This is a genomic window from Paenibacillus sp. MER TA 81-3 (assembly GCF_023713585.1).
GTDB lineage: Bacteria > Bacillota > Bacilli > Paenibacillales > Paenibacillaceae > Paenibacillus_B > Paenibacillus_B profundus.
Genome location: NZ_JAMAWB010000021.1, coordinates 34,447 through 55,373, shown reverse-complemented (window position 1 = coordinate 55,373; position 20,927 = coordinate 34,447). Strand labels below are relative to the sequence as shown.

Annotated in this window: 16 protein-coding genes and 1 pseudogene; 5 read left to right on the top strand and 12 right to left on the bottom strand. The window is 35.8% G+C overall.

The window, feature by feature from the left end; translation table 11 throughout:
• Positions 1-6: 6 nt before the first annotated feature.
• Positions 7-444 (bottom strand): MarR family winged helix-turn-helix transcriptional regulator, encoded by a 438-nt coding sequence (locus M3650_RS24435; protein WP_251578600.1) that lies wholly within the window; start codon positions 442-444, stop codon positions 7-9.
• A 418-nt stretch (positions 445-862) separates the two neighbouring features.
• Between M3650_RS24435 and M3650_RS24430 the strand changes: the two genes are divergently transcribed.
• The 3 genes from M3650_RS24430 to M3650_RS24420 are packed head-to-tail and all read left to right on the top strand — an operon-like array spanning position 863 to position 4,317.
• A complete protein-coding gene (locus M3650_RS24430; RefSeq protein WP_251578598.1) occupies positions 863-2,017 on the top strand; it encodes a tyrosine-type recombinase/integrase in 1,155 nt (384 codons plus the stop codon).
• Complete coding sequence (locus M3650_RS24425; protein WP_251578596.1) at positions 2,001-3,944, top strand: tyrosine-type recombinase/integrase; 1,944 nt, start codon at positions 2,001-2,003, stop codon at positions 3,942-3,944. Before M3650_RS24430 ends, M3650_RS24425 begins: the two co-directional genes overlap by 17 nt.
• Positions 3,937-4,317: a DUF6262 family protein gene (locus tag M3650_RS24420; RefSeq protein ID WP_251578594.1), complete on the top strand. Its 381-nt coding sequence runs from the start codon at positions 3,937-3,939 to the stop codon at positions 4,315-4,317. The genes M3650_RS24425 and M3650_RS24420 overlap by 8 nt, the downstream gene beginning before the upstream one ends.
• A gap of 399 nt (positions 4,318-4,716) precedes the next feature.
• Here M3650_RS24420 and M3650_RS24415 read toward each other — a convergent pair whose 3' ends face one another.
• Complete coding sequence (locus M3650_RS24415) at positions 4,717-5,013, bottom strand: DUF2089 family protein (RefSeq protein ID WP_251578592.1); 297 nt, start codon at positions 5,011-5,013, stop codon at positions 4,717-4,719.
• 732 nt (positions 5,014-5,745) lie between these two features.
• Positions 5,746-6,660: a LysR family transcriptional regulator gene (locus M3650_RS24410; protein WP_019418942.1), complete on the bottom strand. Its 915-nt coding sequence runs from the start codon at positions 6,658-6,660 to the stop codon at positions 5,746-5,748.
• 307 nt (positions 6,661-6,967) lie between these two features.
• Here M3650_RS24410 and M3650_RS24405 point away from each other — a divergent pair, with 307 nt between their 5' ends.
• On the top strand, positions 6,968-7,516 hold the full coding sequence (locus tag M3650_RS24405; RefSeq protein ID WP_019418943.1) for a cupin domain-containing protein: 549 nt from the start codon (positions 6,968-6,970) through the stop codon (positions 7,514-7,516).
• Positions 7,517-7,719: 203 nt separating this feature from the next.
• Positions 7,720-8,517 carry a dihydrodipicolinate synthase family protein gene (locus tag M3650_RS24400; protein ID WP_019418944.1) on the top strand — a complete coding sequence of 266 codons (798 nt, stop codon included), beginning with the start codon at positions 7,720-7,722 and terminating at the stop codon, positions 8,515-8,517.
• 183 nt (positions 8,518-8,700) lie between these two features.
• Here the strand turns inward: M3650_RS24400 and M3650_RS24395 are convergent.
• From M3650_RS24395 to M3650_RS24355, 9 genes and pseudogenes are all read right to left on the bottom strand, one after another.
• Positions 8,701-8,802 (bottom strand): annotated as a pseudogene (locus tag M3650_RS24395) (MOSC domain-containing protein); the annotation flags it as partial.
• 23 nt (positions 8,803-8,825) lie between these two features.
• A complete protein-coding gene (locus M3650_RS24390) occupies positions 8,826-9,212 on the bottom strand; it encodes an MOSC domain-containing protein (protein WP_019418945.1) in 387 nt (128 codons plus the stop codon).
• A gap of 633 nt (positions 9,213-9,845) precedes the next feature.
• Positions 9,846-13,772, bottom strand: a complete 3,927-nt coding sequence (locus M3650_RS24385; RefSeq protein WP_251578590.1) for an nSTAND3 domain-containing NTPase — start codon at positions 13,770-13,772, stop codon at positions 9,846-9,848.
• A 201-nt stretch (positions 13,773-13,973) separates the two neighbouring features.
• Positions 13,974-15,080, bottom strand: coding sequence for a DUF3800 domain-containing protein (locus M3650_RS24380; protein WP_251578588.1), 1,107 nt, complete (start codon positions 15,078-15,080; stop codon positions 13,974-13,976).
• Positions 15,081-15,395: 315 nt separating this feature from the next.
• Positions 15,396-15,995 (bottom strand): hypothetical protein, encoded by a 600-nt coding sequence (locus M3650_RS24375; RefSeq protein ID WP_251578586.1) that lies wholly within the window; start codon positions 15,993-15,995, stop codon positions 15,396-15,398.
• 76 nt (positions 15,996-16,071) lie between these two features.
• Positions 16,072-16,821 (bottom strand): TatD family hydrolase, encoded by a 750-nt coding sequence (locus M3650_RS24370; RefSeq protein WP_251578584.1) that lies wholly within the window; start codon positions 16,819-16,821, stop codon positions 16,072-16,074.
• Positions 16,822-16,835: 14 nt separating this feature from the next.
• Positions 16,836-18,179, bottom strand: a complete 1,344-nt coding sequence (gene qatC / locus M3650_RS24365) for a Qat anti-phage system QueC-like protein QatC (protein ID WP_251578582.1) — start codon at positions 18,177-18,179, stop codon at positions 16,836-16,838.
• Between the two features lie 2 nt (positions 18,180-18,181).
• A complete protein-coding gene (locus tag M3650_RS24360) occupies positions 18,182-18,907 on the bottom strand; it encodes a hypothetical protein (RefSeq protein WP_155612114.1) in 726 nt (241 codons plus the stop codon).
• A gap of 7 nt (positions 18,908-18,914) precedes the next feature.
• Positions 18,915-20,873, bottom strand: coding sequence for a KAP family P-loop NTPase fold protein (locus M3650_RS24355; RefSeq protein ID WP_251578580.1), 1,959 nt, complete (start codon positions 20,871-20,873; stop codon positions 18,915-18,917).
• Between the last annotated feature and the right edge of the window lie 54 nt (positions 20,874-20,927).

Genomic DNA, 20,927 nt, shown 5'->3' with positions numbered 1-20,927 from the left:
AAGAACTCAAATGAACTCTTCAGCAGCAATTTGTTTCAATTTATTCGTAATTCTTTCTAACTCATTACGTTCAGCAACAGTTAGTTTAGAAAATAAACGATCGGCCACTGAACGCTCGACATATTGTTGCTTCTCAAAGTACTCCACACCTTTAGTTCCTAACATAATAAAAACTTCGCGGCGATTATCAGGATTGATAGCACGATGAATAAACTGGTTTTTCTCCATCTTCGCAATAAGCTGGCTTACTGCACTAGAACTAATGTTCATTTCTATAGCAATCTCACCTACCGTTATTTTGTTGGCTGAGTATACAATATCCAGCAACACGGCTTGCTGAGTGGTGATAGAGCTAGCTAAATATGGTTCATAGTATTTAAAAATCAAGCGGTTAATGGCATAATCAGCTTCATTAATTTGTTTTACTTGTTCATATAAGTTCACGCAGCTCACCCTCTGAAATATGTTAGATACCTAATATATTAGAGAAGGAGCTACGATAAGTCAAATTTTTCGGTGATGGATTGTAGTGTGATAGCTTTTAACCGATAGGTAATGGAACTTCATAAGGTTTCTAATTGTATTATTGGAAATGTTGACAAGCTATTAGCTGGTATAGTTGAGAAAAGGCATCCATTAAGAATCAAGAATACTATTAAACTGCCCATTAGTTTAACACTATCGCCAGTCTAATACTTTATTTTCTCAGTTTAATTGTAGTAACGTAAATAGAGGATGGTTAGTTCAATATATGAGCTAATCTCCTCTATTTTTTGTTTAATAGAATTATTAACTATGGCTTATAAAATTAGTATGAATTATTTAATATATTGAGGATAAATCTTACGCTGGGAGTGACGCTGTGAGAGTACAAGAGGTATTTCTAAATGATAATAAAAAGAGATATTTGCTGTTGGATGAGGTAGGTGTTCCAGTTGTTCCTGTGATGAAGTATTTAAAACACCTGGATCAGACTGGTAAAAGCAACAACACACTGAAGACTTATTGCTATGCATTAAAACAGTATTTCACTTATCTTGAAGAGCGGAAGATAAATTATAAAGAAGTAGGAGTTAAGGATCTTGCAGACTTTGTAGGGTGGTTACGTAATCCGTTTGAAAGCGGGAAAGTTACTCCTTTACATCAGATTGAAGCGAAAAGAACAGAAAAATCAGTGAATCTTATAATCACAGTAGTAACAAACCTATATGATTACTTTTTCCGTATTCAAGAGATCCAAAACGATATGGTAGATAAACTGGTAAGACAGGTGTTTATAGGTAGTCATAGTAAATATAAGGGATTCCTACATCATTTAAATGAAGGAAAACCGACGAATAAGAACGCTTTAAAGCTGAAAGAACCCAGAAGAAAACCTAAGGCTTTGCATAAGGATGAAGTCGAACACATCTACGAGTCCACAACGAACATTCGTGATCGATTGTTGATTCAGCTATTGTTTGAAACGGGACTACGTATTGGGGAAGCATTATCACTCTTCATGGAAGACTTCGTATTTGATCACAAGAACGGCCATCGAATACGTTTAACGGACCGCGGTGAATTGGAGAATGGAGCAAAACTCAAGACGGGTGAACGGGAATTGCATGTTTCACAGGGACTCATGGATTTATACGACGACTACCTATACAACGTGATTGATGATCTTGAAATCGATACGAATTTTGTATTTGTTAAACTGAGGGGAAACCGAATTGGAAAACCGATGAATGACCGCGATGTACGCGCCTTATTTAAAGTGCTGTGTAAGAAAACAGGGATGCACATTCACCCTCACTTGCTGCGGCACACGCATGCAACAATATACTACCGTCAAACTAAAGACATCAAACAAGTGCAGGAACGATTAGGACACGCCAATATTCAAACAACTATGAACATGTATGTCCATCCATCGGAAGAAGATATTCGTGAGAATTGGGAGAAAGCGCAGCATGCATTTCAGCTTGGCAATATACAATCAAAGGAGATAAGTGATAGTGGAGTTACGGAATAAAAAATATGTGAGTGCGGATAGATTGCAAAATAAGCTTGAACAAGAGATTTCCAGCTATCAAGAGAGGTTAGTTCATGATGATGGGTCTGTGTCATTTCGCAAAGTTGAGAATTCCTATTTCATGACTGAAAATACTTGGAGTGTAGATGTAATTGGTTCAATAGCTAACTTTCAGGATCAGCGAAACAAATATAATCGATCAAATAGAAATATTCGGTTCGAATTTAAGAACCCAAGGGTTAATCTTGAAATCAAGTATGTTGTGTTCTATAAGTTATTTAATGATGAATGGTCTTTTTCAAGCTTATTCGGAACTAATTTCACAAACATAAACCGGCTCACAAGATTTCTTAATGAAAAATACCCTCGACTAGAATCATTATTAGATTTGAACATCGAAAAGGCGGATCAGGAATGGTTGTTTTGGTTGGAGAATCAAAATATCATTACACAAACTATAAGGAAACATGATGTGTACGGAGAACAAATAATTAAATGTTCAATTACACACTTCTTAAGACATTTGCATTATACTTTATCTCAACTTATTGATACTCGTCAGGAATGGGATAAAGATCGTTGGGACATCCGAGCTTTGTATGCTACGTATGGGATTAATTATAATAAGTCACAATCTCAATATTTTGTTGACTTCTCGAAAATAAGGAACCCCTCAATTCGGAGTAATGTTAAAGAATATATAAAGCAACGTCTTTTAAACAAAAACAATTTCTCTTGGTCTACTGCAGTAATTTATATGAATGTTATTCCGGGATTCTTAAACTTCATTTGCAACTTAGAGCCTTTATGGAATGACTTAAAAGATCTTCAAAGAAGTCATATTTTTCCCGAAGACAGACCAAAACGTAAAAAGAAACCTTACGATCAAATTGATTACATACCGGAATATGTATTAGAACAACTTTTTGCTAACTTAAATCATTTGCATTCAGAAGTCCAACCATTGGTATGGATAGCGTTCAAGACTGGTTTGCGTATCTCAGATGTATTGGGATTAACACAAGATTGTTTGTTAAGAATCAATGGAAAATACTACATTGAAACTGATATTGAAAAGACTTTTGTGAAGGGTCATCGCATTCCAATCGATGACGAATTAGCTAATATGTTAGCCGCTTTAATAAAAAAATCAATTGAGAACAGCAATGAGGACAACAATCCAGAAAGTTACATCTTTATTCGATTTCGTGGTTCAAGAAAAGGCAGACCTTATTCCCAATTATGGGTTGGAGAGAAATTGAACTGCCTGGCAAGAAATGTGAACATCACTGATGAAAGCGGAAACGTATTTTACTTTAAAACTCATCAATTTCGTCACACCTATGCTATTAAGATGCTCAACGGCGGAGCAGATATACTAATCGTTCAGGAATTATTGGCGCATGCTTCTCCTGATATGACAATGCGCTATGCCAAACTTCTGGATAATACTAAGCGCAAAGCCTTTGAAACAGTTGTCAAACAAGGCGTATTTAGCTTTGATATGAATGGGAAAATCCATGAGATCCATAAGGATGAAGAGATCCCTTACGATATCCTAGAAACGCTCTGGCGTGATAAGAAGCTAAATGCGATCGATAATCCCTACGGCTCCTGTCGGGCCCGTGTAAATGGTAATTGCCCATACGCGGAAGAACCCCCCTGTTTAACTTGTAACGGCGGCAGCCCTTGTAAAGACTTAGCTGTAGGTCTCTCTGAAATGGACGTACCTAAGTACGAAATTCATATTCAATCAACCTCAAAAATGATAGAAGTTGCCAAACAATACGGCCGCGACGAAATTGCGGAGAAAAACCAAAAGAACCTTGAGCGTCTGACCAGCATCTATGAGACGATCAGGAAAGGTAACATCGTCTTTTGGCGAATGGAGCGTATCAAAGGAAAGCAAGGTGTAAAACATGTCTGATTACGATCGCAGAGCGCATTTAAAGCAGGTTCATGAGGCTCGCAAAGCAAAGACCATACAAAGAGTGGATGAGTCGATTAGAAGGCTTGTAAAAGCCAAAGAGAGCATCAATTTTAATAGTGTAGCAACTGATTCTGGCGTAAGCAAAGCAACGCTCTATAACAATCTTGAGATACGAGTGCGCATTGAATCGCTTCGTCAGCAGCAAGCTCAAGTGCCGACACCAAAACAAATCAAGCAAGAGATGGATGAAAACAATAAGGACGCCATCATTGCTTCACTTAAACGTAAGATGAAGAAGCTCGAAGATGAAAATAAAAAATTACGAGAACAACTTAAGTTTTCATATGCGGAGGTTTATCAAAGGATTTGAAAGAATGTATGCTGCCCTATTCAACTAACGGGCAAGATAGTTGAATTTACATGACAAGAATGACCATCTATTTCTAGGAGATGACCATTCTTTGATTTCTTCTGAATATAAACTATTTTAAGTCGTGAGTTTTTATCTTATCCAATTCTTTTTTTCTCTTCTGGCTAAGGGACTTTCTTCCTGCACTCCATTGTGCAATAAGGAAAAGCAACCCTAATAGTAGATAAAGGATAAAACCTAAAGTGCTTTCGATACGATTAGTAACAAACATCCATATTAAAAACACAATATAGGCTACTGGTATAACTGATCCCCAATATACGTTGTTCCTGGTTGAAAGAAAGTATTGAACTGCTAATATCCCGACTATAACCAAAAGTCTGTATAAATCATCCATTATTATTCTTTCCTTTCTTGTTTATATTTTTCAATGATCAGTTTTGCGTCCTCTACGCTTATGCGATCATCAATCGATAGGTTTTTGATGAATTTGATGAAGTCCTCATTATCTATAGCGTCATTGATTTTTATTTTCTCGATCAATCTATCGAGCTTAATCCTTACTGTTGGATATGACACTTCATATACTTTTGCGATTTCTTTCAAAGAACCTGATTTGAGAACGAAATTTTTTATGAATTCTAAGTCCTCATTTTCCAAGGATAATATCCAGTTAGGCACATTTTTTATATCCATGGCATGTTTCCCCTCCTTTTCCATTAATACAGTAACACATTACTTTAAATAAGTAAAACAAAAACTAAATTATATTTAACATGAATCTTAATTACTAATTTATTTATATAAGTATATAAGTTATATTTACTTCATTTTTTGCTGTTGAAGAGATTAGAAACGCTTAATAATGATTTTTTTAAGGGATAAGAGGGTGTATAAAGTAGATACAATAAACAGTTGCTTCTTCATTTTGGGAATTATGATTAAGCTAACGGGACACGATAGTTAAAAATAAAGAGTTCCACATATTAGTCATGTACAATATGTAGAACTCTTTATTTTATCTGACTTTCTTAAAGTCAGCTCTTGATAAACCGTACTACAACTTTATTTTCCTAGTCTAATACTTTATTTTTCAGTCTAACACTTTATTTTCTTTTAACACATAAAAACACCCCTTTAGATATCCATATCTAAAGGGGTAAAACGATTCGACTTTTTTATATTATCAAGACCTAATTTTAAAAAAGATAAAAAAGTTAAAGGGTTCTACATATTAGATATGACTAATATGTAGAACCCTAGTTGAAGTAGAATAAAGAGCTTATTCAATAATCGCGCCCGATTGTTGAAAAAGAAAATTAAACATTAACAAGGCACTGATAAGTAAGCGTTGTTTATTTCATGTGTTTCTTTTTCCAATCTACCAACGTCATCATTTTTTCGTCTAATATAATGAACTGGTAACCTTTAATCAGTATCTTTATTGGTTCTATAATTCAAATTAATCGTGGTGGCCTTTAGCTGATCAATAAACATACGTGTAGCAGCACCCATATATTTATCTTTCCTATAGACGATTCCTACTTCTCGGGAAAGATTAGAATTTAGAATTGGAATGACTCTTATTTTATTATTGTTAAGGCACTCTAAATAAGGTTTAGGCAATATAGTCACTCCTACTCCTTTTTCAACCATGTCAATTAAAGATTCCATCGTTGTTATTTCAAAATTCGGCTGAGGGAGAAATCCCAAGTCATTACAAGATTTATTGATAAGTTGTCTTAAAAAGTAGTTTTCAGGAAATAAAACGGAAGATGTTGTCCGCAATACATCCAAATGTACCATATCTTGTTCCTCTAATGGATGCCCGTTGGGTACCGCAAGGGCCAGTTCCTCCTTGTACAAAGAAATCGATTCTAATTCTCTATCTTTCATAGGTAAAAAAACAATACCTATATCCAATTTATTTTCTAACAAGCTTTTCCTAATGTCTTCCGTGCGTAGTCCAAACACAGAAATTTTAATAGCAGGGTATAAACGATGAAAATTTAGTAATGTCGGTGGAATTAGGTAGTTTTCAACTGTTAACAATGTTCCGATAGAAATATTTCCTCTTTGGAGTCCGTTTAATTCCTTTATAGCAGTTTGTGCTTGTTCTAATTCATGGAAAATATTCTGAGTATACTTCAGAAGTAGTCTTCCTGATTCTGTAAGTTCCGTTTTTTTACCAATTCGATCAAATAAAGGTGCTCCAATCTCATGCTCTAATAAACGAATTTGTTGGCTTAAAGAAGGTTGGGAAATTCCAATCTTTTCTGCGGCTCTTGTGAAGTGAAGTTCCTGGCATACTGAACGAAAATATTCAAGTTGTCTTAATTCCATTCTAGGGTCCCCCTCAAAAATCATTTTATGGCAATATGTATTATATCATAGTTTTAACCTATTATTACTATATAAATAATTGAATTGAACTATGGTTTAAGATACCCTAAACTGTTAATTAACAAGCCCAGTTTATAACAGTATTTAATAAAGTGGGTTTACCTTTCCATCGCTGTATTGCTAGGTATCATATTGGAAATTTTAAAATCACTTAGTCCTGAAAGGGGGTGCCTTTAAGATTTGATAGGGGCGATGTAAGCACAGGAAGGTTAACAAAGGTTCTCAAAAAATTTAGGAGGTTATTAGAATGAGCGATCAAAGAACAGATATTATTAGTTACAAAGATTTTTTACAAAAAAGTACCAAGCCGACTGTTCGTCCTTGTATTTGGAAAGGAACAGATATAAAGGCACAATTAGATGATTCATTGTCTAGTGATTTTATGGGTGATGGCAGAGGTGCAGTATCGCTGGTAAATAAAGATACTGGTGATAAATACGGTGTGACCCCTACTATAAACGCAGTGGTACAAGTATTGGCGCCAGGTGAACATAATAACCCACATAAACACAGTAATTTGGCTATCTTCATTGTATTTGAAGGAGAAGGCTATAGTATAATTAATGGCGAGAGAATTGAGTGGGAAAAAGGCGATGTATTTGTATCTCCTGCTTGGCTTTCACACGAACATTGCAATACGTCTGATCATGAAAATGCTGTTCTTTATACTATCCAGGATGTACCTACTGTCTCCGGTATGGGGACATGGTTTTTGGAAGAACCTGTTGGGTCAGGAGCAAAACATGTTGTTAAAGAAAATATAACTAATAAGAACGATATTTTACCAGAAAAGTAAAATAAAAAGCTCCTGCCAGCAATGAATATTTACTCATACTTCGGACAATAAGTTTGTACGGATTCGTGTGCACGCGTGGAGAGATAGTTCCCCCTCTCATCCGTACAAAGTGAATACACCCGACAAGTATTAAATTGTATTCAAACGGTATTACGTTGGTTCAATATTAATATTATTGGGTAAATAATTGGAGGATATAATTGATGAAAAATCTAAATGTTGCTATTCCAACTCCCTTTCATGATGATGAAAGCTTATATTTAGAAGGTTTCAACCCCATTGTTGAACATTTGAAGAATAACGGAATTGAGTCACTACTTGTATCTGGTTCTACCGGTGAGCAAAATTCAATGAGTATTGATGAACGATTGCAAATCATTGATTACTTTAATAAGCAAAACTTTCAAAATATTGAACTTATGTTTGGTGTTTCAGGTGCGAGAACGAGAGATGCGATAAAACTTATTCAAGCACTTGAGAAATCTGTTTTTGACGCAATTCTTGTCCAGTTTCCACTTTATATTCAACCATCACAAAAACAAGCCATTGCTTATGTTAATGAATTGCTAAACCATACAACCAAAAAAGTTGTGCTTTATAATAATCCTGCCCGAACTGGTTTTAACCTAAGTGCTGAATCCCTTAATGAACTTGTCTCTCAACAACACTCGAACCTTATCGGACTTAAAGAAGAGTACAATGTGAAGCGTCATAAAAATACACAGTTACCAGATGATTTCATTATGTTTGCTGGAGGAGATGTTGACCTCATAGAAAAAATACTCGATGGCTGCAATGGACTTTCCAGTATGGTAGGAAATGTTTACCCTAAAGAAATCAAGCAAATTTTAAATGACCTATTAATGAAAAAACCAGTTGACGTTCATAAAATAAATCAACTGATTGACGAAGTGACACATTATCAAGCCGTTATAAACATAAAAGAACATTACAATTCCCTTGGTATAAAAGTAGGTCCTTGTCGATCGCCCATTAATTAGTAACTAGTGTCCAGCTACTATACACAGTTGATTCAAACAAACGACTTTTTTGAAACAGCCGCATTTTTCAACAGGAGAATGCGGCTTCATGCTGTTCAAAACAGAAATGGACTGCGAACGCTTAGTCACTCAAGAATCCCACTGACGTTAGTCAGCTTGCCCATTTATGGGTGGGAGTCTCAATTATTCATTAGGACCGATTACGCGGTTACGAATATCTAATTTTCCCTCGCCTTGTGCTCGTTTGTTTAACGTATTACGCCAGTTCGGAGCAAGGAGTTCACAAGCAGCAAGTCTAGCTTCTTGTTCTAGATCTTGTTTTTTTGGTTATGCATAATATCGTTACATTTAGCAACGGTCCATTCGGGAAATGGTCTCTCTTGAAGTTGAAGGTAATCTCCTGCTTGGATATCACCTTCCTTAAGAACACGAAAATACCAACCTGTCATGCCTTGCTGCTGGATTTGTATGGCTAGGTCTTTAATCTTCCAGCGTCGTGCTGGTTTCCAGCAAGGCTGTCTTGGTTGCGAGACTTGTGTTATGGCTTGTCCATCCCCTTGGAGACCCGTTTTGCCTGCCCAGACCTTTCCTTTGACCTCACGCTTCACAATTCCACTTTCCCACTCGCGATCCATTGGTTTTTTTTGCTTCTTTTTGCCCAAATGTTTGTGGCTTTCCGACCATAACTCGCTCAATGACGGGTTGACTCACCTATATCGACTCCTTATTCTTGAATACCTTATATTTAATAGTTGTCTCCTCCTTGAACACTTTTAGTGTTAAAATGTATGCCTGTATATTATTTATCATTTGCCACATTACTATGTCGAAAATTGCACATGTTAAAATGTGAGTAACTCATGATTGATTCCTCCGTGTAATGGTTGTTGTGGTGACTCCATTTTACACGAATCAATCATGAGCCATTTTTTTATATAATGGTAACTGTCGCACTTCATTTTACAATCCGTCTATAATAAAAAATAGAGAATAAATGTTCATATATTGAACATATTATTCTCTATTAATTATAGTCTATTTAATTTATAAACGGTGCAACTTTATTTCAAATCTACAAAATCATGTTAGGTGATAAAAAAGTCGTGAACCGAATTTGTTGGTTTTACTATGTTTGGCGCAGCACGTGATAAAGACGAAAAATAAAAAGTCTGGAACCGCTAGAAAATACCATGAAAAGAAAGTTAGGAACCAATTTGTTCGTTTTTTAATCATTGGCCCTTGAGACACATGATTCAAAGGGAACAAAAGTATAGAAAATGGAATCTACATAAATTGGAGGTCTCTTATTCAACAATACTCAATAAAATTTAAACTTGTGTATTAACTGAGACCCAGTTGTCCAAGTCATAATGGTCATAAAGGTTTTCTTTAACTTCTCTCCCCTTATTACTGCGCTGTTTTTCCGCTTGTTCAATGAGAGTTAGTAATTCATTTTCCGAACCGATATCATTAAAGAATTTTCTTAAGAAGTTTTTCACAATTCTATTAGTAAGTTTAAGTCTAGGTTTATCCTCAATATAAAAATTCAAAAGACAATCATAGGTTGCTTGAACTAATTCTGAATTCTCAACTCCTTGAATCATCTTTCTAGCATAAATTACGAGATTAACAATCGTATAATCCACTTGTACTCTCGGTAATATTTGTTCAAAGAAAATCTCTTTGCCGAAAATTTCATCTAAGTCGTTAAAGTATGAGTACGCCTCAATCTCTTCAACAATATTACTTAAAAAGTGGCCCTTTTTCCCTTGGTCTATATTTCTAAAAAAAACTATCCAAAGATCTTGACTGTCTGGTCCGTTATAAGTAATACATTCCATTCTAAGGGTATTGAATAACAAGTTAATCACATCATCATCATTTGATTTAACAAGTTCACTCCAAATATCCACTACTTTACTTCTAATTTCATCTTTGAAGTCACCCATAATAAATTTATCCACGAAATTTTTAATTGCCACAGTAAATGCAGGATGTTCCGGTAACTCGATAAGTTTTAATAATATTTCAGGCCATCTAGTTAATCTTGCATGATGATAACCTAACCACCACAGCGGTTGTGGGTGTCCAGCATACACCCTTATACAATCAACCAGGAGAGCAGGCGGAAACTTTTCAATGATACTATCAACATCTTCAACTAAGACACTTTTGTTCTCTTCACCTAAAATAATCGTTAGAATTTCAGTAGGAACAATAGATCTAGTTAAACTAACTGCTTTTAACCATTGCAAGTCTATGCGTTGACTTTGTAATAATGAAAAGATTTTTCCTTGCTCTCGCTCGCTTAAGTGTTCCCAATTGTTTATGTATTCTGCTAAGGCAACAGTTAAAAAATTTGTATCTTGTTGATCAAGTATCCGGTCTGTTAAGTGTACTCTTTCTTCAGGTTGTGTACCTGCCAAAAGATAATCTGAAATAGCATACCCAACCTCATGTAACATTCTAAATTGTATGTTTCTTTCTATCCATTCTAGCCACGATTCACAGACATTAATTACTTTTTCGGAAGGAATATTATTTATAGAATTAGTAACAGTGTTAAATAGGTGATATTCATTCACTGACACAAATTTATCTGGTATACTCCGTAAGAATAGAGTAAATAATTCACTCCAAACTTCCCATAAATCTCTTTTTTGACTTACATCAAAATTACTTCTGTCGATATTTTCAGCACCATATTCATCGCCGAAGTCGATCATAAATCTATTGGCTTTAGAAGCGATTATTTTATCTAACATCGCCATTTTCATATGGCTCAATAAATACTTTTTAGAGTCCGCAGACCGACCATGCCATCCATTTAATGCCCCTCTTATAGCTTGGAATACCACGTTCGGGTGTTCATCGCTAAAAACAGTTGTTATTAATTCATCTTGACCTTCGCAAAACTGATCAATAAACGTAAATGTAATTTTTTCTCGAATAAATGACTCTTTATAAGATAACAATTGTTTGATTAATATTATGTTTTTATCAAATTCTTCGAATAAATAACCATTTGATACAATATTCCAGGCTTCCTCTGAAGTTACGGTATGAGCTTCCTCTGGATTGATTAATCTATTAGCAACAACATCAATACCTTCTTGTTTGTGTTTACTAAGCATATCAGAAATACTATCTAAAAAGTTATAATTATCAGTGATTTCTATCCAAGGTTCACCGTTATGCCACAATAATCTCTCGTTATCAATATCATCATGTTTTACATAGTTAAAGACCTTTAACTGAAGTTCGTCTTCCAAATGATCGATATGAGAAACTAATAAACCAAGTGATGCATCTCTTACTGCTGGGAAGATCGAGTTAAGACCGTTTATGGCGATTGAAACAATTGTCTTTTGAAATTCCATGTTACTAAAATACGATTGGTGAAGCTTGTTCAAAAATTTGGTATAAGATAGAGCTGTGTCCGTCTCTAAACAAGACACTCCTCTCCACAAAATACCTTCTACTGCTCTCAATCTTAATCTCGATTGATGAAGGATTACATATTTTGCAGCTTCATGATAGGTCGGATGTGTAAACCTTATCTTATTATTAATTATCGAAATATAGCCATGTGATTCCAGTTCATCTAGCTGCTCTAGAACCCAATCCTGTAGTGTGGTATCGATATCGTATACAGGAAATGATGGCGGTGGTGTCTCCTTACCTGGAAAAGTTATACTTTTGTAAGTGTCTTCTAAAATTATAACGCTTGGACGTGTATCGGAGTTAGATAAAATAAAAGTAAGATCCTCTGTATTAATGGCATGCCTTGGACTCGCACCTAATCCTAGTGCAATTAATGTTTTTCTGAAATTATCCGATTTATTTCCGAAGTACATGCCAAGCTTTTGAGCATCAAAAGTTGCTAATTCTACTAATTGAGAAAAATCTTTATCTTGCAAATTTGATTTATCGGTATAAGCTAGATATCTAAGCTGACCAGGTTGTAGCAAATTTTCTTCAGGTGTATTGGTAAGATTGTACTTTACAAGCTGATACACCTCGTCGGGAATTTGTTTCTCAGTACAATAAGCCTCCCAAATATTCATAACAAATTCATGATTTCTCACAGTGAGATCCTTCCACCTCTGATCATGTATCATCCACTGATCAGGGTTATCTCCCTTACTAATACTTCTTAATAATTCAATTTTGCTAGTTACGATAATTTTTTTATTAGGGGTTAATCTCGTTACTAAGTCACTTAATTCTGCCCATACTTCATAATATCTTTCTTCCAATTCCACTTGCCCGAAGGGATCCTCAATCAAACACAACTTATCTTCAATAGAAATCTGATTAAGAAAACGAGATGCCTCCTTAATATCTGATTCAATAATGCACCTGTATCCTTTTTCTTGATAGCTACTGGCAATTTCTCTAGCGATATGTGTTTTCCCGCAGAAGGAGATCCCTGTCAACAAAAGAACATTTGTTGTTTCCAATGTGCTAATCAGTTCTACATCAGTTTCTCTTTTTACACTTACATGGTTTAAAGGGATTCTCTCACCACTGAATGTGTCGAGTAGTTGGATAATAGAGGGTATAACATTTTTCCGTTGGTCTCTAGCCTGTTTAATTAAATCTAATAGTTGCAGCAAAACTTTATCAGTCATACTAAGAGGAACAATAAATGAATTATGCAGTATCTCCCTGCAGTTATTCTTAAGTGCTTCTTCTTCCCGTTGCTCCCAAACCAGTGTTCTTTTAAATACGCTTCTTAGTTTAGGCCGGTTAGAATTAAAGTAACTTGCTTGTCCAACACAAAAGTTTGCACGTTCCTGTTCTAATGTTGAACCTTCACCATAGGTTGTACGAATATGGTCAATAGCTGAACTTAACAATTCATTGTTAAAAGCGTTAGTGTTTATAGCAATAGTATCAGTTAAAAATGGGCGGACTAAATCCATTGCTCGTGCCCGAGTAATAAACAAAACAAATCGATCATCATCTGATTTTAGGCGGTCTAAAAGGTTATTATTTGATTCACGGTCAGGAAAATGACTTAACCATTGGGCAAATTCTCGAACTGTTAAGTCTTCCCTTGTGCTTTTCACTTGAATTTCCACCGTAACTTCTTTAATTCCATTGATGATCTTTAACTCAGCATCTTCACCACCTGCTTTTTCTACGATAAGTTGGACATCTTGACGTTCTCTCAAGTGTGTCAACGCGATAAATAAAGTGGCTAGATATTGATACTCATATCCTTGTGGACCAATCAGTTCAATTGACATTCATTCCTCCTGGGATCGTCAAAAAATATGCTTTACACACTCTTGCTCCTCATATTAAAAGATCACATCATTTTCAATCTTAGAGAGATTGTCGAGTGATAGTGTCACGCCTTGTGATAAACGCGAAAAGAACAAGTATGGAACCACCAAAAATCATAACCAACGGTTACGTGCGGAGACAATACACACTGCCTGAAAACCTTAATCAGTCCATCCGAAGAGAAAATTTAACTTTCTTCTTTCAAAGTTACTTGAAGAAGAATGCAGTAATGCTCTGCTCTTGTCATTTGATTTATTAATTATTGCACCAAGTAATGATAAATTTTCACGTTGTAGAGCATTCAGGTCATCAATAGTAGTTATTAATTGATTAATCGTATTTTTATTTATAAATGTAAAACATTTGCCAAGCAATCCAATAAAGACATCTGAGATTTGAATGTATTTATCAGCTGTCGAATCAACAAATTTATAATTGTAACTCTCATTTGAAGTAGTTGCAAACTCAGTAATAATTTTTTGAATTTCACTTTCATTATCGAATATGTGCGTTGAGTTTACGAACAACATAAAAGGCCTCAAGTAAAAAGCGGAAAAATCTGAAATTAAAATGTAATCTTGATTATTCATAATAAAACTTAATTTTGTTCCCCGTTTAGCTTGCTTTAGCATTTGTTTTATGGAAGTCACCCAGACATGGAATTTCGGGGTATCTTCGTACTTTTCAAGTATTAAAATTAGTGAATCAATAAAATCTTCAATTCGAGAAGTTTTCAAATTTGGATAGCCATATTTGTACAACAAATTAACAAACTCTTTTTTCTCATTAAGAACTATTTGATAAAGAATATCTTTCATTTCATTTAAGAAAACGAAATTCAATTCCTTAACACCTACATCTACAATTAGCGAATCAACAATATCGACTATAGAGAAATATAGAATGTTAATATTTGAATAATGAACATATAAATCGCTTGCCAGTAACCATTTTAAGAAAGAGTGTAATTTATCAGATGATAAACATTGAATAAAGTCTCCACAAGCAATATATTTAAATTTAAGTTCTTTTACTGTTTCTTGAAGTTTTAATTGCTCTAACAAGGAATCAACGTCGGAAATTGATGTATTTCCTGTGTACATTACCCCCCCTAAAACAAAATCCTCGTCTTCTGAAACATTAAAACGTGTATCTATATCGGTCTGTTTTAAACGGAATTTCCGGTGATTGTTGGACTCATCGTAATAAAACGTCCATGCTGAATCAATATCTGTAAGATTATGAAAGTCAGCAAGCAATTTTCTCATTTCGAAATCGTTCATAATGCTCCTTTCACACATGTCGTAACCTCAGGACATATCTACTTTCTCTATATCAGTTACTAGCATCGTACAAGCAAATGTGCCACAAACCATTTCATTATCTGGACAAGTAACAGGAAAATCGTATGAAAAGTTCTTCTGAAACCTTTTATACGTCCCAACTACTCCGTTATAAACAGAAGTGGTTATTTTTTTCGGAACTCAACTCCTTTTTTCCAAGTTCTCTGTCACTAAAAAACTCATGTGTCATGAATCAACCTCACTTCCATTCATATTGTTAGTAACTCTATGACTCTTAGATCATATTATATTACCAAAAAAAGATGGCTCAACTTCATTTTTGATTAGGCTCTCATTCAACAAATTAAAATGAAAATCTCGAATCATGTTGTTATTCTTCCTCAAATCATCAAGCATTTGTTGAAGCGTACGACCTTTCCTATCCCTTGAGATAATTGTATTAATTGCTTTGATTTGTCCGGGTAGTGGCTCGCGATTTTTATTTTTCTCAATTTCATTCTTTATTTTTTGCAAAACACCTCCTGGAACCTGTCCCCAGCATATAACTATCAGATTGATTGCATTGAACAGTTGTTTTGCAGTTGGATGCCATGTATCATTTAATCCTCTATCTCTATTAGTACCATTGCTTGTTATTGTTCCAACATTTTCGGATACTAACGGGTCAAAGACCTTTAACTTGGGGTGCTGAATTAATTCAAGAAAATGATTTGCTGCATAGGTACCACATAAAAAAGTTCCTGTAACATCACTATCTTTTGCTTTATAAGAGAAACAATAATAGCTGTCAGTAAGTAAGTCCTTAGTACAACTTTGGCGCTTTTGTCCATTTAACAATCGAACATGAGCGATGGGTTTAATGTTATATTCTTGAACCATTTTCTCTCTCACCTTTGATGATCTGCATAGGAGCATTTTATGCACCTCATTCCTCAATGTCCCGTCTCGCCATAAATTAAATCCCTTTAATATACTGTTGTATTGGGAATATAATTTTGTTAAAGTTATTTTTCACTTGCAACTCAGCATCTTCATATGAACATTCCCAAAGATTACTCAAATATTTCAGAACAAGCGATATATCACGAGATGTAACAACATTTCCTTCAACTTTGATAAAAGGTCCATCAGTTTCAGTTAACATTCTATCTCTTGGGATTTTCGCAATGATTTTACAACCATTAGCAGATTCAATCATTGCAGGGTTAATAGAAAAATAGTGTCCTTCTTCAACAATGGCTTTTATTAAGTATAATGAACCACTGTACCAATGGAAAACAGCCTGTTGAATTGAGAACTCTTTTAGCATTTGTAAGACTGTAGATTCTGCTCTTCTTGAATGAAGAGAAATAAATCGCGGTCTATCACTGATATGACTTAACACATGCCGCAGGCTTTGGAGTTGTTTTGTTTTTGTAGTTATGCCTTCTCTTGAGAAATCCAGTCCTATTTCCCCAATGTATGATGTCGTTTTTGCATACTCAATAAATTTATTCATTTCAGTAGGTGTATGCTTAACGGCATAGAGTGGATGTAAACCCAGAGCCACTCGAATATATTTAAATTCTTTCAAATGAGAATATCCCAATGCATAGTGGCTCGGTAAATTTGTAACTGCAATAGTTGATATACCTTTTTTTTCATTTTCATTAGCTACTGTATAAGGGTTCTTGTACAAATCTATATGGCAATGAGCATCGATCATTTTAATTCACATCCTTAAGTAAGACCGATCAATTGTTTAATACCAGTTGTTCCTTTGTCACTAACAAGTTCCTTTACCTCAGCCATCGCTCGAATAACAAGATTTGAATACTCATCAATTTCTTCGATAGACACACCACTTGAAAGCAATAATCTTTTTATTTCCTCAACATTATAGTTGTGCCCCAGAAACGCCAATACAGCCCTAAAATCACTAACAGAGACTTTATTACTTGACAAATCGATTTCATCACTACAAATGTCAATCCCGTAGTTTTCATTGTCTGCATCAATTACATGCAATGATGCTCTTCTAAAAATACAGGGAACACATCTCCCACAACCTTTTGCATCTCTTCTAATCCAACTGGATTTATGTCCACTTTTACCACAAGACACTGAATCGGGAATAGCATTCTGTAGTACTTGTTGATTTCTGCACTGGCTAATTGCCTCTCCTTTGGTCTTCATACCTAACGGGTTCAATATTGGATTTGTAATTCCGACACCTTGTAAAATATGACTCAGCATTCGCAAATAGCTTGGATGAGCAGTTCTCGTGCTGCAAGAGCCTCTTCGAGATGGTGTAAGAGGTATATTTAAAGCAATTGTTCCATTCTCCGGTATTAACAATGGTACATCCTCGCCAATACTTGCAGCTGCATAGATTCCGATGGCAAGGAACAAAATAGAGCGGCTTCTGAAAGTTGTTTCTTTTCCTGAAGGACTCTGACCCGCCCTAACTTGTAATGAATCAATTCTGGAAGCATAATGCTGCTGCAAATGTTGAAAAAGATTACTCTGATCTGTCTTAGGTCCACTTACTTGTCCATCATAGTGTCCCACCAGTAAAATATCTCCTTGTGGATTACTTTCCAGCCAGTCCACAGCACCAACTAATGAATCTAGTCCACCCGAAAATAAGCAAACCAAATCCGCTTGAACACGTGACAAGACTCGCCTTGGTGAACGTCTTCTTTCATTTGGTCTATGCAACGAAGAAGTATTTTGATAAAACTCAATATCCCAAATATCTCCGGTTAAAAATGACATACACTTATCCAAATTTCCCTTTACAGTTTGCCACTTCATCAACTCGTATACAGGGATTTTAATCTTAATATTCCGAGTCCATTTATCCTCTACACTTTTTCTCCCAACAAATTTATCTGTGGCATAGAACACAGTAGCCATAAACAAGAAGTCTAAGACAGTATCGTTTGGAATTCCACATCTTTGAAATAGTGTTTTAAAATCTAAATCAAGATTACTGACTTCTTGAGTATCGGTATTCTGAAGGGACACTTTTGCTAGTTCGAGTTTAGTTTTTTCCGCCGGGCTTACCGTCACATTTATCATGGCTAACCTCCAAATACATCTAGTGTTTTTTCTAATACTTGAACACATATTGATTCGCCTTCTGGCCCGCTCCAATCTACCTGTGTAATGTCTTTATCGAGAGAAAAGACTGTAATTTCTGATTTAATATAATCCAATATATCATTTAAGAATGCATCGGCTTGAGCATTACCAACTTTAGAAGCTAATCTTTCATAAAAAGATCGACAAAATTGTTGATAAACATAATAACCAAAAAACTTTTCCAGCATCTCCGTCAAACTGTCTGGGTTTGAACATCCTTCTAGTACTTGAGTGATTTCATCAATCCCCTCAACTTTCTCAAACATTTCGTCCATAAGTTGAGATAGAGCATTTCTGGCATCAACTTGATCGATAGTACTTGCTTCTTCTCCAAAATAATCAATAAGCGACAAAACAATATCCGATGTTGCCTTTCCCTTTAAATGCTCTAATCCCGTTTGTTTCAGTGCTTCATTGATTCCTAGACGGTTTACTAAGGAAAGAAATGAACCTAAATTCTTTGCAACAGCTTGAGCGCTTTTAGCACCCATACCTCCATTCCTTGCTACACCTTGCGTACCTCCATTGGCACGAATAAACTGTCCCACTAATTCCTTGGAGTTATCAGAGCCAGGGCGACCTACTTTAGCTAGCCTTGAAACTTTACTCTTCAGATCTCCCCATTGAGGGGTTGTTGGTGCATCGTAGCCTTTAGATGTTCCCATTGAATATCTACCTCCTTTTTTCGATAGGTTTTAAAGCTCGACCAATTTTTGTCTCGGTTGATTTCAATTGTTTAATTACGGGTTCAAAATGCTCATTCAGTTCTTGTTTACTTCTTTGCAAAGTAATCAAATCGTTACCAACCGCCGGGGGGATAGCATCCGCAGGAACATTTAATAAAATGCGAGCGAGAATTTCAATACTTTCAATGACATCCTTTTCTATTAATCCTCTTAATGCATCATAGCCAACTTTTTGATCTGGATTTCGGAGGATATGCTTTTCAATTTGATTTAGCAGTAAAATGCGCTCATCTGTACTTAGTTTTAATGTAGAATCAAACGCACGTCCCATCCTTCCTGCATTAGAGGACAGAATGTCTTCAAGTATAGTTCTTACAAATGGTGGAATCATAGATACCCCTGATAAAGTTGAACTCAGCTTGTCCCTTGCTACCCAAAAATAATCCCTCAAATCTATATCGCTCAACAACGGCTCCATTGCCACCCAGCGGCGCATAAAAGAAGAAGACCATTCCGGAGCAATTTGTTTGGCCTCACCTTCATTTTCGAAATTACCATCAGGCGGTGCTAGCACCGCTTCAAGTTGCTTTAACTCTGTTGGCCTACCTTCTTGTTTAGCTTGCCACTCAAATAAATCCATGAATTGCTTATAGTGTCCGTACTCAAGAACCATCAATTTCACCAGAATGTCATCTCGGATACTTTGTAGTCCTGCAACCCTTGCTAGTTCTTTTCTTAAAAAATAGGCATTTAAGAATCGTTTAACTTGCCTTGGATTCCCCTTAAGCCCTTCTGTAATAAGCGGCGCAATGCTGGAACTGAAAATTAAACTTTCACTGAGAGTAGACGGAAGTTCCGCTTCACCAAATGCTTCTTTCACGGCAGCGTAACCAAATACAGAGTAACGATTTGCACACCTTTGTTCATCACAAGCCTTGTGCACTTTTCCAAGTAAGGTTTCATCTTCAACGTCCCTAGCACAAAATAGTAGGGCCATGTAGCTTTCAACCTCAGCCGGTGATAATTTGGGTAACCTATAGGGAACTTGTATTAACTTTTCTAAGTAGTCGGTTACAAGCCTCTCCGAGGCTTCAACAGGGTCTCGCTCATCCTTGAACTTCATTTGCGCATATCTAACTTCAATTGCATGACGTACTATCCGAGGATCTGCACCTATAACAAATGCTGTTCTCTCGACATTTAAAAACAATTTAATTGCTTCTAAATTTTCTATGATGCGTTCGTTCGAGCATCTGTCTAAATCGTCAATTAACACGACTAAGGATTCTATATTCGTATCTTTCAGCAGCTTTTCGAAGTCCTGTCGAAATGTCCGTACATCCATGGCGCTTGCTTCGCTCTTATCTTCCTTTATCATTTCCTCCCAATTAACATCGGATTTTGATTCCCCTTCTTCCCCTGTCTCTTCATCGTCTTTTGTCGGTAGAATTGATCCCAATGCTTTCTTACCAGTGCTCATTAAACTTGGTACAATACTTGCTCCGCCCGTTATGTACGCTGCCAGTGCAGGCATACCTATTTCCTTCACACCGAATTTCGCTACCCGCATCCAATTTACGGATTTCAAGAGCCCGGCAACTTTTTCTTTTATTTTAGGACCAAATCTTTTATGCTCACCGAGTTGTAATAGAATCGAGCTGAGGAGCGCTGACTTTGCATCATCATATCCTTCGAAAAGCCAACCATTGAAATATAAAACTGCTATTTTCTCGTATTTTGCTCTTTCAGGAGCACCCGGTGGATAATTTTCCGGATCTAAATCGTTCTCCAACATTTTCATAATACTTGTTTTTCCACTACCCCAATCCCCAAAAACCCCCAATGTGACTGGGAGTAGCTTAGGATTGGTAACAACTGACCTTATTAAGTCGGCATGAACTTTAAATCCCAGTAGATCCTTAGATGTTTCATTATCTGACCACATTGTAGTACACCTCCACTTTACCAATCTATGATAATGCTATTAAAGCTGAGTTTG